The 12,912-nt window shown below is 68.6% G+C and carries 13 protein-coding genes; 7 read left to right on the forward strand and 6 right to left on the reverse strand.

Translation table 11 applies throughout. From position 1 onward, the window contains the following. Positions 1 to 50 precede the first annotated feature (50 nt). The 7 genes from H7F30_RS03915 (at position 51) to H7F30_RS03945 (ending at position 8,531) form a co-directional block, all read left to right on the forward strand. Positions 51 to 1,301, forward strand: a complete 1,251-nt coding sequence (locus H7F30_RS03915; protein ID WP_187036849.1) for a Dyp-type peroxidase — start codon at positions 51 to 53, stop codon at positions 1,299 to 1,301. Between the two features lie 212 nt (positions 1,302 to 1,513). Further along, positions 1,514 to 3,259, forward strand: a complete 1,746-nt coding sequence (locus tag H7F30_RS03920) for a pyruvate dehydrogenase (RefSeq protein ID WP_187036851.1) — start codon at positions 1,514 to 1,516, stop codon at positions 3,257 to 3,259. An 89-nt stretch (positions 3,260 to 3,348) separates the two neighbouring features. Then, positions 3,349 to 4,635 (forward strand): ABC transporter permease, encoded by a 1,287-nt coding sequence (locus H7F30_RS03925; RefSeq protein WP_129665881.1) that lies wholly within the window; start codon positions 3,349 to 3,351, stop codon positions 4,633 to 4,635. A 77-nt stretch (positions 4,636 to 4,712) separates the two neighbouring features. After that, positions 4,713 to 5,378: a DedA family protein gene (locus tag H7F30_RS03930; protein WP_187036853.1), complete on the forward strand. Its 666-nt coding sequence runs from the start codon at positions 4,713 to 4,715 to the stop codon at positions 5,376 to 5,378. Positions 5,379 to 5,542: 164 nt separating this feature from the next. Beyond that, entirely contained in the window at positions 5,543 to 6,073 is a 531-nt protein-coding gene (locus H7F30_RS03935; protein ID WP_187036855.1) for a hypothetical protein, read from the forward strand. A gap of 39 nt (positions 6,074 to 6,112) precedes the next feature. Continuing rightward, positions 6,113 to 7,117, forward strand: coding sequence for a methylenetetrahydrofolate reductase (locus tag H7F30_RS03940; protein WP_222617846.1), 1,005 nt, complete (start codon positions 6,113 to 6,115; stop codon positions 7,115 to 7,117). A 121-nt stretch (positions 7,118 to 7,238) separates the two neighbouring features. Then, entirely contained in the window at positions 7,239 to 8,531 is a 1,293-nt protein-coding gene (locus tag H7F30_RS03945; protein ID WP_187036858.1) for a lipase family protein, read from the forward strand. A gap of 69 nt (positions 8,532 to 8,600) precedes the next feature. On the opposite strand, the gene H7F30_RS03950 is transcribed toward H7F30_RS03945, so the two are convergent. The 6 genes from H7F30_RS03950 to H7F30_RS03975 form a co-directional block, all read right to left on the reverse strand. Further along, entirely contained in the window at positions 8,601 to 8,984 is a 384-nt protein-coding gene (locus H7F30_RS03950; protein ID WP_187036860.1) for a hypothetical protein, read from the reverse strand. 118 nt (positions 8,985 to 9,102) lie between these two features. After that, positions 9,103 to 9,264, reverse strand: a complete 162-nt coding sequence (locus H7F30_RS03955; RefSeq protein ID WP_165357948.1) for a hypothetical protein — start codon at positions 9,262 to 9,264, stop codon at positions 9,103 to 9,105. Beyond that, positions 9,261 to 10,532 (reverse strand): threonine/serine exporter family protein, encoded by a 1,272-nt coding sequence (locus H7F30_RS03960; RefSeq protein WP_222617847.1) that lies wholly within the window; start codon positions 10,530 to 10,532, stop codon positions 9,261 to 9,263. Before H7F30_RS03960 ends, H7F30_RS03955 begins: the two co-directional genes overlap by 4 nt. Before the next feature lie 110 nt (positions 10,533 to 10,642). Further along, entirely contained in the window at positions 10,643 to 11,545 is a 903-nt protein-coding gene (locus H7F30_RS03965) for an amidohydrolase family protein (protein ID WP_187036862.1), read from the reverse strand. A 27-nt stretch (positions 11,546 to 11,572) separates the two neighbouring features. Beyond that, positions 11,573 to 12,391: an FAD:protein FMN transferase gene (locus tag H7F30_RS03970; RefSeq protein WP_255464948.1), complete on the reverse strand. Its 819-nt coding sequence runs from the start codon at positions 12,389 to 12,391 to the stop codon at positions 11,573 to 11,575. Then, on the reverse strand, positions 12,388 to 12,906 hold the full coding sequence (locus tag H7F30_RS03975) for an FMN-binding protein (RefSeq protein ID WP_187036864.1): 519 nt from the start codon (positions 12,904 to 12,906) through the stop codon (positions 12,388 to 12,390). The genes H7F30_RS03970 and H7F30_RS03975 overlap by 4 nt, the downstream gene beginning before the upstream one ends. Positions 12,907 to 12,912: the final 6 nt, after the last annotated feature.

Raw genomic sequence — 12,912 nt, forward strand, 5'->3', positions numbered from 1 at the left:
ACACGGCCGGGCGCGAGGCTTCACGCCCCGCGCCCGGTCCGGAGGAACCCATGGAGAACTTCTTCGCCGGCCCCTGCCCGGTGACGAGCGACGACGCAACGCCGGCAGTTCGTCCCACGCGACGAGGTGTTGTCGCCGGTGCGCTCTCCGGCCTCGGCGCCTTGGCGCTCACCGGTTGCGAGGCGCAGTCTCGCGGCTCGTCGTCGGCGGCGACATCGGCCCAACGCGCCAGCTGGACGGTGGCCTCCGGGCCGCCGCGTCAGAGCGGCGTCACGACGAAGCCCGGCACGCACGCGCACTGGGTCGGGCTCGACCTACCGGACGACGCGACGAAGGACGAACTGCGTCGCGCCCTCGTCGTCCTGGACGACGCGGCGGCGCGCTTCGTCAAGGGCGCGTCACCCCTGCCCGACGTTGCTCACGAACTGGCTCCACGAGCCGGGGACGTGGCGATAGCCGTCGGCCTCGGCCCCCGCGTCTTCGACCTCGACGGCATGCGGGCCGAGGCTCCCGCGTGGCTGAAGCCCATTCCGTCCATGACGATCGACGACTTCGAGAAGCCGTGGAAGCAAACGGATCTCGTCGTCCAGGTCGACACCGACAACCCGGTCACGGTGAGTCACGTCGTCGGTCAGCTAGTCAGCGCACTCAAGGGCACGGCAACCCCGCGTTGGCAGCAACGGGGGTTCGCCGCTGGAGCTCGCCCGAGCGACGGCGGGGTGACGCGAAACCTCTTCGGTCAGCTCGACGGCATGGAGCAGCCGAACGTCGCGGGCACCGAGGCGGGCCGCGTGTGGAACGCGGCCCAGCCCGGCGCGTCCTGGATGGAGGGGACGACCGGCATGGTCATCCGCCGCATCCGCATGGACGTCGACGTGTGGCAGTCGCTCGACCGCACGGCTCAGGAGAACGCGATCGGCAGGCGCCTGACGAACGGCGCTCCGCTCACGGGGACGAAGGCCACCGATCCGATCGACCTCGAGAAGACCGACGAGCTCGGCCTCACCGTCATCAACCCTGCGGCGCACGTGCCGCGGGCGATGCCGAAGAAGACGGGTGAGCGGATCCTGCGGCGTCCGTACAGCTACGAGGTCGCGCGTGACGACGGCACGAGTGATCGCGGGCTCGTGTTCGTCGCGTTCTGCGCCGACGTGGTCAGACAGTTCGTCCCCATCCAGCAACGGTTGGCCGAAGCCGACCTGCTCAACACCTGGACGACACCGATCGGCTCGGGGGTCTACCTCCTGCCTGCGGCGCCACGTCCGGGCCGCTACCTCGGCCAGGACATCGTCGAGGCCTGACGGCGCGCTTCCCGCCCACCCGCGTGGGCGGGAAGTTCCCCGTATGCCGGGAGCACGGGACGCGCTGGGGCCGCTTTCGCGCGCCGGCGGCGAGCGTCACACGTGCGAGCGGTTGACGCTATCGGTGGCTGGTACTTGACTGATCAGAGCTTTTAGGGTTTTTCCACGCCCCGCCAAGCGCGGGTGCGGCCCGTCGATGCCGAGGAGTACGGATGAAGCTGGCAGAGCAGATCGTCGAGCAGTTGCAGGCCGCAGGGGTGCGCCGCATCTACGGAATCGTGGGCGACAGTCTCAACCCGATCGTCGATGCGGTGCGTCGCACCGGCGGTGCGGCTCGCGGCGGCATCGACTGGATCCACGTTCGTCACGAGGAGGCCGCAGCCTTCGCCGCCAGCGCGGACGCGCAGGTGACAGGTGAACTCGCCGTGTGCGCGGGCTCGTGCGGCCCGGGGAACCTCCACCTCATCAACGGCCTCTACGACGCCAACCGCTCGGGTGCGCCGGTTCTGGCGATCGCCAGCCACATTCCCAGCGCCCAGATCGGCCAGGGCTTTTTCCAGGAGACCCACCCGGACCGCCTCTTCATCGAGTGCAGCGTCTACTCCGAACTCGTCAGCACACCGACGCAGAGCCCGCGGGTCGTGCAGGCCGCCATTCAGCACGCTGTGTCGATCGGAGGCGTCTCGGTCGTCACGCTGCCCGGTGACATCGCCGACGAGGAGGCCACGGCCGAGGTCACCCCCGTCGCCATCCCGACGAAGGGCGTCGTCATGCCCACCGACGACGTCGTGCGTCGGCTCGCGAGCGAGATCAACCGCGCTGAGACCGTGGCGATCTTCGGTGGGGCCGGGTGCGAGGGCGCGCACGCCGAGCTCATGGCGCTCGCGGAGAAGATCAAGGCCCCGATCGGGCACTCGCTGCGCGGCAAGGACTTCATCCAGTACGACAACCCGTTCGACGTGGGTATGACGGGTCTGCTCGGCTACGGAGCCGTCGCCGAGGGCATCGAGGACGCGGACCTCATGATCATGCTCGGCACCGACTTCCCGTACGACCAGTTCCTGCCCGACACACGTACCGTGCAGGTCGACACTCGCCCCGAACACCTCGGACGTCGTACGGCCGTCGATCTGCCGGTGCACGGTGATGTGAGGGCGACGCTCGCCGCCGTCCTGCCGCTCGTCGAGGAGAAGAAGAACTCGAAGTTCCTCGACCGCATGCTCAAGAAGCACGAGAAGCTCATGGACAAGGCCGTCGGCGCCTACACGCGCAAGGTGGAGAAGCACACGCCGATCCACCCGGAGTACGCCGCGTCGGTGCTCGACCGGACGCTCGCCGACGACGCGATCGTCACGGCCGACACCGGCATGTGCAACGTGTGGTCGGCGCGCTACATCCACCCGTCGGGTCGCGGACGGCTCATCTCGTCCGCGCTGCACGGTTCGATGGCCAACGCGCTGCCCCACGCGATCGGCGCTCAGTTCGCCTACCCCGAGCGGCAGGTCGTCTCCATGTCCGGTGACGGGGGGCTGTCGATGCTCATGGGCGACATGCTGACGGCGCACGCGTACGACCTTCCACTCACGGTCGTACTGTTCAACAACTCGACGCTGGGCATGGTCAAGCTCGAGATGCTCGTCGACAAGCTGCCTGACTTCGGTGTCGACGTGCCCGGCACCAACTACGCCGCCATCGCCGAGGCCATGGGCTGGCACGCGGTGCGCGTGGAGGATCCGAAGGACCTTGAGGCGGCCTACGCCGAAGCGTTCGCCCACAAGGGTCCGAGCCTCGTCGACGTGGTCACCGACCCAAGGGCTTTGTCGATCCCGCCGAAGATCACGAGCGACCAGGTGTTCGGTTTCGCGACGGCGATGAGCAAGATCGTCCTCAACGGTGGTGCCGGCGAGGCCGTCGCCATGGGACGCTCGAACCTGCGCAACATTCCGCGAAGCTGGTGACGTTCGTGTGAGTCGGCCGCCGACGCTGAGATTTCGGAGCGTCCGGAACAGGCATAGTGTGAGGTGTCCCGTTCTTGAGGAGTTCTCTCATGTCTCAACCCGCGTCGGTGTCCGCTCACAACGACCAAAGGCAGTTCGTCCGCTCGATGGTGCCGCGCATGATCATCCTGGCGTTCATGTGCATCCTCGTGCAGGGGCTCATGGGTCTTTCCTACATGGGCGCCTTCGGCAAGCCTGACGCGAAGAACGCGCCGTTCCTCGTCGTCAGCCACCACGAGGGCAACGCGGGGTACATCGCGAACAAGCTCAACGCCGTCGAGGGTCAGCCGGTGCGCGCCACGATCAGCACCGATGAGAAGGCGGCGCTTCAGCAGGTGCGCGAGGACAAGGTCGTCGGCGTCTACGTGTTCAACCCGTCGAAGACAGAGAAGAAGGGCAGCGACGATCTGTACTACGCCTCCGCTCAGGGCGCCTCGCGCGCCCAGGTCGCGCAGACGGTCGGCCGAAACGTCGCGGACAAGGCCGAACGCGGGTTGAAGACGCACGATCTCGTCAAGGCAGCGCCGGACGACGCTCGCGGTACGGCCTCGTTCTACCTCGTGCTCTCCTGGCTCGTGGGCGCCTACCTCCTGCCCTCGGCGATGACGACGGCCGTCGGCACTCGTGCGCGTTCCGCTCTCGGCGCGCGCATGCGCCTCCTCCTCTTCGCGGGTTACGCCCTCCTGTCGGGCGTCGTCGGCACGGCTATCGCGCAGTACGGCCTCGACGCGTTGCGCGGTGACTTCTGGCCCATTGCGCTCATGGGGGCGGCACTCGTCTTCGCCGTGAGCACGTTCACCTACGGGCTCACCTCGTTGTTCGGCACGATCGGTATCGGCCTGTCGATCCTCATCTTCGTCATCCTCGGAAACCCCTCGGCCGGTGGCGCGTTCGCCTACGACGTGCTGCCGGAGCCCTGGCGCACGGTCGGCCCGTACCTGCCCAACGGCGCGGGAGTCGACGCGGTGCGCTCCCTGTCCTACTTCGGGGGCGTCGACCTCGAACGCCCGCTGTGGGTCGTGCTGGCCTGGGCCGTCGCCGGTCTGTGGATGATCTGGATGGTCGGCAACAACACCTACCGCTTCTCGCCACAGGGTGTCAGCGAGATCGAGGACGACTCGGTGGGCGTCGTCGGCGAGTTCGTCGAGCACCACCTGCCGTCGCACAGTGAGGCCGATGCGAGCGAGGCGCGCGAGCCGGCTGAGAAGGACGCTGGCGATGCCGACACCGCTGACGACACGGACGTTGACGCCGACTCCGACGCGGGTGACCACCCGGCACCACGAGGGCGCCACGCGGCGCCGGAGCCGGACGAATCGCCGCGCCACGACGGCTGACACGCCTGGTGTGAGCAACGCGGCCGCAGCCCCGATGAATTTCGCTTCACCGTGGGGGAATTGAGAAACTGGCGGGTATGACGATCGTCCTCGCCGTCCAGCCCGCCGAGCGTGTCGAAGGTGGACCCACCTCCGGCATCGCCGGTTTCGCCGTCGACCTCATGGAGAGCATCGGCGGCGTGGGGGCAGGGCTGCTCGTCGCTGCGGAGAACCTCTTCCCGCCGATTCCCAGCGAGGCGATCCTGCCGATCGCGGGTTTCGCCGCGGCCCAGGGCGTCATCACCCTGTGGGGAGCCATCCTCTGGACGACGGCGGGCTCGGTCATCGGTGCACTTGCCCTGTTCTGGCTGGGCCGAGCCATCGGCCGCGAGAAGCTCGTGCGCATCCTGGATCGCATGCCGCTCATGAAGGTCGAGGATCTCGAACGTACTGAGCGCTGGTTTGCCCGCCACGGCGACAAGGCCGTGTTCCTCGGGCGCATGGTGCCCGTGTTCCGTTCGCTCATCAGCGTTCCCGCAGGATTCACCGGCATGGCCGTGTGGAAGTTCACCGTCCTGACGACGATGGGCAGCCTCCTGTGGAACACCGCTTTCGTCCTCGCCGGTTATGTCCTCGGAGCGAACTGGCCGGTGATCGAGCCGTACGTCGGCGTGGCAGAGAAGATCGTCATCGGGCTGGTCGTCGTGGCACTCGTGTACTTCGTTCAGCACCGTCTGAGGCAGCGTCCGAGCGCGTCCTCCTGACGATAGTTTCTTAATTCCATACCGTCTGTGGGCGATTTTCCCAACACGTGCATAAAGAGACTTTTCAACGAAAATCATTGCCGGGCAAAGCTATTCGCGCATTTGCGTGCGGTTACTTCTCTTAAATAGATGCCATGCACACCCATCATGCAGACGATCGATTTATGAACGACATCATGATCGAGTTGGGGGCTCGACGTCGGGGGGGCGAATCGGACGTCGAGTGTGCACAGGAGAGCCTGCGGTTCGCCGGCCTCACCGCAGATGGAGTGGAATCGTCGGCGCCGATGACCCGCGCGCCCCGGGTCGTGCTGGCGCCTGCACAATCGATGCCGGAGGGGGCGGCGCAGCTGGCGCGCGACATCGTGGGGGCGATGTTGCCGGCGCGCCTCGACGTCTGTGGCATCCTCGCGCTCGGTGACGGGCCCGAGGTCTTCCTCGCGTGTCTCGTCGAGCCCGATCCGGAGTTGGCCGAGGCCGTGGGTCGCCTGCGTGCTGCCGTGCCGGGCCTGCGCCGGGCCGTGTGGTTGCCGCACGTCACCGTCGCGCACCAGGTGCCGCGTCGCAAGGTGCCCGAGGCGATGGCCGAGCTGGGCGGAATCCCCGGTTCGTTCTTCGCCACGCAGCTGCGCTACGTCGACACGCGCGCACATGAGGCGCAGACGCTGGTGGGCGTCTCATCCTCCGTCCTGTGAATCGGTGACGCGGCGGGGTCGCCTCTAGGGTCGACACCCATGAGTGACCCTGCCGCGCCCTTCTCCGACCTCGTCTCCGGTGACCGCGAACTCCTGCTGTTCGCCATGACGCCACCGCGGCGCACGACGAGCGACGAGCGGGTTCAGGAGATCGCCGACGCAGCTCTCTCGCGCCTCGACAAACTGGATGTCGACGCGCTTATCCTTTACGACCTCGACGACGAATCCGACCGTGCAGGTGACGACCGCCCGTTCCCCTACCTCGAGACGATGGACCCTGCGGCCTTTCTCGCCGGGCCTCTGTCCGCGTGGCAGGGCAACGCCATCGTCTACCGCTGCGTCGGTAAGTACGAGGAGCAGGAACTGGCCTCGTTCCTCCACGAGTGCGCCGACGGTGACGCGACCGTCTTCGTCGGATCGAGTTCGACGGACAAACCCGTACGCACGAGTCTGCCGCGCGCCATTGAGGTGCACGCCGAGGTCGAGCGTGACGTGCTGCTGGGTGGCGTCGTCATTCCCGAACGGCACGCGCGGAGCAAGGACGAGCACGAGCGTCTGCTGCGCAAGCAGGACGGTGGGGTGGGCTTCTTCGTCAGCCAGGTCGTCTATGACACGGGCGAGGCGAAGGACGTGATCTCCGACTACGTCTATGCGTGTGAGGAGCGTGGCGTCGCGCCCGCGCGCCTCGTGTTCACCCTGTCGCTGTGCGGTTCGGAGAAGACGCTCGACTTCCTCCAGTGGCTCGGAGTCGACGTGCCGCGCTGGGTGCAGAACGAACTGCGCCGCAGTCACGACACGCTCGAGGCGTCGTACGAACACTGCATCGCGGCCGCGCACGAACTGGCGCGCTTCTGCCGGTATCTCGGGTTGCCGTTCGGCTTCAACGTCGAGAGCGTCTCGACTCGCAGGGTGGAGATCGAGGCCACGGTGCAGCTTGCGCAGGATGTCGCGCGCATTCTCGATCGGGGTCCGCAGGCCGGACCGGAGTCCAGTGTGTCCGGGGCTTCGCCGCGCTCGGCGTTCGCGCGGACCGGAGCGCGCTGACGCCGCGCGGTCGACGCCACGAGACGGACGAGCGACCTTTTTCGAGTTTCGGGAAGGGGCCCAATCGGGCGATCGGGCTGGCTACTGTGACGTAAACCACACCCCGAACGAAGGACCCGTCGTGCGACCCTCCCGTTTCACCGCCGCCCTCGGTCTAGCCTGTGCCGCCTCCCTCGGCCTCGGCGTCACCACGACCGCCACCGCCTCTTCCGCCTCCGCGGCGACGGGCGACTTCTACACGCCCCCGGCTGCTGTTCCGGCTCAGCCGGGCACCCTCATGAAGTCGGAGAAGTTCTTCACCGGCCTCAACATGTGGGGCAACACGACCCGCATCATGTACTCCTCCAAGGACGACAACGGGCAGCCCACGGCCGTCACGGGCGCCTACATCGAGCCGTGGGCCGCGTGGAAGGGCCCGGGTCCGCGCCCGGTCGTCGTCTACGGCGTCGGCACGATCGGCCAGGGCGACCAGTGCGCGCCGTCGCGGATGCTGGCGAGCTCCATCAACCTCTCGACGCCCGGGTCGCTCGGGGTCAACTACGAGACGCAGGGTATGAACAACCTGCTCGCCAAGGGCGTCGCCGTCGTCGTCACCGACTACATCGGGCTCGGTACGCCGGGCCGCCCGCACACGTACATGAACCGTGACGACCAGGCGCACGCCATGCTCGACGCCGCGCGCGTCGCGAGCAAGGTGCCCGGCGCCACCGTGAAGGCGAACTCCAAGGTCGCAACCTACGGCTACTCCCAGGGCGGCGGCGCCTCGGCCGCTGCCGTCGAGGCCGCGCCGACGTACGCCCCGGATCTCGACGTCGCCGCCGCCTACGTGGGAGCCCCGCCGGCCGACCTCGAGAAGGTGCTCGCCGGTGTCGACGGCAGCCCGATCGCGGGCGTCATCGGCTACTTCATCAACGGGGCGGCCAGCGCGAGCGCGGCCGTCAAGGCGTTCGCCGACGAGAGCGTCAACGCCACGGGCAAGACGATGCTCTCGCGCACGTCGGGTCAGTGCACGGTCGACACCGTCGTGTCCTACGGCTACCGCAAGACGAGCGACTTCACGGCCACCGGTGAGCCCATCGCGGCCGTCATGGCGCGCAACGAGGAAGTCACCGGGTTCGTGCGCGCGCAGCGCACCGGCACGATGAAGCCGACGGCGGCCGTGCGCGTCGCCACGGGCGTCGCGGACGACGTCGTCCCGCACGCTCAGTCGAAGCAGCTCGCACTCGACTGGTGTGGCAAGGGCGCGAACGTGACGTACGCGCCGATTCCGGGCCTCGCGCTCGGGCCGAAGTCGCTTCTCAACCACGCCAACCCGATGCTGGCCGACCAGCTCACCGCGCGTGACTGGGTCGTGCAGCGACTCTCCGGAGCGTCCGCGACGGGCAACTGCTCCACCGCGGCGGGCCTCAAGTAGCTCGTCCGGTACGCATGAAGGCGCCCACCCGTGAAGTCGACGGGTGGGCGCCTTCGTGCGCGCGGAGCGTCAGGCCTGTTCGACCCGGGCGCGGTGGATGAGCGCACCCGACCCGAGCCCGATGACGAGGCCCGCGAAGAACGCACCCATCGCTGGGTACTTGACGAAAACGACAGGCGACAGCGCGACGAGCACGAGGCACGCCGCGGCCACGGCGGCCGGCGGGATGCGCAGCAGCGCGCGGAAGGCGACGAAGCCGACGATGTTGCCGATGAGCCAGCCCACGACCGGGTCGATGAGCCAGCTCGGCTCGGGCAGGAGGCCCTTGTCCGGCTGGAAGATCCACAGGAGCAGGACGAGGACGCCGAGGGCGGCGACGTCGATCGCGATCCATGCGGCCGTCGAGAAGGTGATGTCACCGTCGACGCGGCGACGGTCGGTGTGGTTGGTCATGGCGGTTCCTCTCAGGAAGGGGTCTCCATCACTGTGCCCACGCGCCGTGAACATGCGTGCGTCACTGCGGCGAATGGAGACGAAACAGTTACCTGACAGTAATTTCCCGAGGTTGTGATCAGCGACCGGTCCGCATGCGGAACAGGACGAAGCAGATGAGCGCCAGGACGATGGCGACGACCGCGGCGAGTGAACCTCCGGACAGCTTGGCCAGCGCGATACCCAGGGTCACCCCGGCGAGGCCGAGCAGGAAGACGCGCAGACGCGGAGAGTTGCTCATTCCACCAGGGTAGACGCCGCGCGGCGGCGAAGGCCGCGGCGGATCGTGAAGCGCAGGGCTCGGGCGGCGCTCGTGCCGAAGACGAGGCCGAGGGCGATGGCGAGCACGACGCTCGTCGCGTTCATCGCCGTCGGCCACGACTCGCGCGGGTCGATGCCGAGCTGGGTCACCGTCACGAGGCCCAACGAGCCGGGAACGAGGAGCCAGAAGCTGGGCAGGAAGAGCACCATGCGCGACAGCGTCGGGCGGGCCAGGGCGATGACCCACGCGCTGAAGCTCGCGACGAAGGCGCCTGCGAGCGCGCCACCCCAGGCCGGGGCGTCGACCCAGTTCTGCACCGACCACTGCGTCACGTACGTCGAGGCGGTGACGAACAGGACCCCGGGCGCGAGGCGGCGCGGCACCGACTCCATGAAGCAGATGCCGAGGGTGAGCAGGAAGAGGCCGACGAAGCCCGCGAGCGGGCCGATCTCGTCGACGCGCGCGTTGGCGAAGGCCTCCGGGGGCACGTCGAGGAGGATGCTCGCGCCGGCGACCCCGGCTGCGAACATGACGAGCTGGGTCGTGCCGTAGGCGAGGCGTGAGGCGCCGGAGACCATGGCCCCGGCGACAAGTTCCGACAAGCCCGTGACCAGCAGGGCACCCGGCAACAGGACGGCCACGGGCGGCAACATCGTCCGCAGCGGGCTCGTGATGAAGCCCGCTTGGAACGCGGCGAAGGCCGCCGCGGCGACGAGGAATCCGGCGAAGAGCGGCAGGAGGGCGCTCGGTACGAGGCGTCGCCCGGTGAGGCGGATGAGGGCGATCGTGATGGGGCTCGCCACAGCTGCGAACAGCACGCTCGGCCACGTCGGTTGGAGGATGCCGGCAATGCCCGCCGCCACGGTGAACCCACCGAGGTACATGCCGGTGACGGGGAAACGGGCACGCTGCGCGCGCAGGCCCTTGAGAGCGTCGAGCGCGGCGGTCGGCGTCAGGGCGCCCGTCTCGAGGCCGTGCTGGATGCCGGCGACGCGGGCCGTCTGGTCGAGGCGCAGGGAGCCCTCGATCGACTCGAACGTCGCCGGGGCGCCGTGGCCGAGGCTGAGCGTGACACCGTCCGGGGTGGCGTTGATCTGCGCACCGGGGAGACCGATCGCGCGGGCTGCGCGCACGACGTCCTCGGTGGCCTCGTGGGCACCGGCGCCGCCGGCCATGTGCGCGGCCGCGAGGTAGACGAGCAGCTGACGCGTCTGGGCGTCAGTGAGGGCGTCGGGGCTCGCAGTCACCGGACGATGGTACGCGGGCCTTCACGTGCCGAGCCGCCCCTCGCGTTCGTGGTGACGTTCGTTGCGGTTGGTGACGTTGCACCGTCACCAACCGCAGCAAACGTCACCAGCTAGGAGCGGGGCTCGAGCAGTCTGGCGGCGTTGTCGTGGAGAACGCCGCGCATCCAGTCGTCACCGAGGTCGAGGCGCGCCAGGGCGTCGAGCTGGTGGATGTAGGGGTAAGGGATGTTGGGGAAGTCGCTGCCCAGCACCACCTTGTCGCCGATGTCGACGAGGCGCGGCAGATACTCGCGCGGGTACGGCGTGAGCGATTCGGTGAAGTCGGTGAACGCCATCGTCGTGTCGAGGTGGACGCGTTCGAAGCGTTCGGCGAGGTCGAGGAAGCGCCCGTACTCGGAGTTGCCCATGTGGGCGATGAGGAGCGTCAGCGCGGGGTGGCGCTCAAGAAGCGATTCGACGCGGTCAGGACCCGTGAACTCACCTGGCATCGGGCCGGAGCCGCAGTGGATGACGACGGGCGCGCCCTTCGCCTCGAGCTGTGCCCACACGTCGTCGAGGGTGGGATCGAGAGGGTCGTAGCCGCCGACCTGGATGTGCACCTTGAAGATCTGCGCACCCGCGTCGAGGGCCTCGGCGACGTAGGTGGGAGCCTCGGGTTCGGCGTAGAACGTGGCGCTCGGGATGGCCTCCGGCGTGTTCGCGGCGAACTCGCGCGACCAGGCGTTGAGCCATTCGGCCATGCCCGGCCGGTGCGGGTAATTGAGGGAGCTGAAGCGGGTGACGCCGAAGTCACGCAGGGTGGCAACGCGCTCGGCTTCGTCGGTGCGGTAGGTGATCGTCCACGGCCCCGCCGTGGTCTCGATGGCGTCGAAGTAGCCCCACACCTTGTCGAGCACGTTCTGCGGCATGAAGTGGGTGTGGACGTCGATGAGGCCGGGCAGACCCAGACGTTCGGCGTGCGCGCGCACCGCGGTGGCTTCGTCGTGTCGGCTCGGCGGGGTCAGGTTCGTCACCAGGCCAGAATGCCGCAGCCTGCGGGCTCAGTGGGTGAAGGCGGCCATCCGATAGCTCGCGGCCATGCGCGAGAAGGCCAGGGCGTCGGGATCGACGAAGGCCGCGGTCGCCCAGACATCGGCCCACGTGAGATCCGGGCCCACCACGGTCACCGAGGAGAAGGGTGATTCGGCGGGGCGCCCGCTGCGTGGGTCGAGGATGTGCGCCCCGCGTTGCCCGGTTCCGCTCGTGGCGAGCGCACCGTCCGTGAGATCGAGCGTTGTCGTGATGCGCCGCGCGTCGCGGGGGTCGGCGATGCCCACCCGCCACGTCCGCGCGATGCGCGCGTCGGCGCACGGGCCGCTCGCGGTCACCATGTCACCGCCGGCATTGAGGCAGAACACGATGCCCGGCACGGCGCGCAGGACGTCGGCGGCCCGTTCGATCGCCCACCCCTTGACGACGCCTGTCGGGTCGAAGCCGCGCGTCCCGTCGGGGCCGACGAGGTCGGCGGTGAAGAGCCCGCCTGTGACGCTCGTCGCCTCGTCGGCGACGGCGCGGATCTCGGCGAGCCACGGGTCGGCGTCGGCCTCGGCCAGTTCGCCGCGTCGCACCTGCATGAGGTCGGAGTCGGCGCGGTAGGTGGAGAACACGGCGTCCGCGCGGCGGAGGGCGGCGAAGGCCCGCTCGGCGGCGGCCGCGAACTCGTCGCTGCGTCGCTCGAGGTCGATGCTGAGCGCGCGGACGTGGAGTGAGATCGCCATCCCCATCGTGTGCTCGACGAAGGCACGGGTCGACCACGGCGCTCGGGTGCGCACGGCGTCGGTGGTGCGCACGGCGATGGGGGCGGTCACGGCGGTGGTCACAGGTTCGCCTGGTCGAGAGCCGACTGCAGCGACTCGATGTAGCCGTTCGACGTGTACGTCGCGCCGGAGACCATGTCGATGCTCGCACTCTGCGCCGTGACGGCCTCGTCGTTGAGCGTGGGCACGGCGACGGAGTTGATCTCCACGTCGCGTCCGTTCTCGGTCGGGTAGACGATGGCCTCGGACTTCGTCACCTTGCCGTTCGCCACGGTGATCTGCACCTGGACCGGGCCCCACCGGGTGTCCACCGACGTTCCTGTATAGGTCTTCGAAGCCGACGAGTCGGCCGAGGAGCTCGAGCTCGACGCGCTGGCCGTTCCCGAGGTTCCGTCGCCGCCCGACGAGCCGGACGTCGTCGTCGCGCTCGCCTGCGCCTGGATATCCGTGCTCGAACTTGTCTGCGGCACAGCGATATTGGTGCCGCCGGCGGCCACCGCTTCGGTGGAGGTGTGATAGCTGAAGAGCATGACGACGAGCGTCAGGGTGCTCATCGCCCACCAGAGGATGCGTTTCATGATGTC

The sequence above is a fragment of the Dermacoccus sp. PAMC28757 genome (genome assembly GCF_014302635.1).
Lineage (GTDB): Bacteria > Actinomycetota > Actinomycetes > Actinomycetales > Dermatophilaceae > Dermacoccus > Dermacoccus abyssi.

Bases quoted from the DNA above. Each gene is read 5' to 3' on its own strand.
- H7F30_RS03915 (WP_187036849.1), top strand. From the start codon at position 51: ATGGAGAACTTCTTCGCCGGCCCCTGCCCGGTGACGAGCGACGACGCA.
- H7F30_RS03920 (WP_187036851.1), top strand. From the start codon at position 1,514: ATGAAGCTGGCAGAGCAGATCGTCGAGCAGTTGCAGGCCGCAGGGGTG.
- H7F30_RS03925 (WP_129665881.1), top strand. From the start codon at position 3,349: ATGTCTCAACCCGCGTCGGTGTCCGCTCACAACGACCAAAGGCAGTTC.
- H7F30_RS03930 (WP_187036853.1), top strand. From the start codon at position 4,713: ATGACGATCGTCCTCGCCGTCCAGCCCGCCGAGCGTGTCGAAGGTGGA.
- H7F30_RS03935 (WP_187036855.1), top strand. From the start codon at position 5,543: ATGAACGACATCATGATCGAGTTGGGGGCTCGACGTCGGGGGGGCGAA.
- H7F30_RS03940 (WP_222617846.1), top strand. From the start codon at position 6,113: ATGAGTGACCCTGCCGCGCCCTTCTCCGACCTCGTCTCCGGTGACCGC.
- H7F30_RS03950 (WP_187036860.1), bottom strand. From the start codon at position 8,984: ATGACCAACCACACCGACCGTCGCCGCGTCGACGGTGACATCACCTTC.
- H7F30_RS03955 (WP_165357948.1), bottom strand. From the start codon at position 9,264: ATGAGCAACTCTCCGCGTCTGCGCGTCTTCCTGCTCGGCCTCGCCGGG.
- H7F30_RS03975 (WP_187036864.1), bottom strand. From the start codon at position 12,906: ATGAAACGCATCCTCTGGTGGGCGATGAGCACCCTGACGCTCGTCGTC.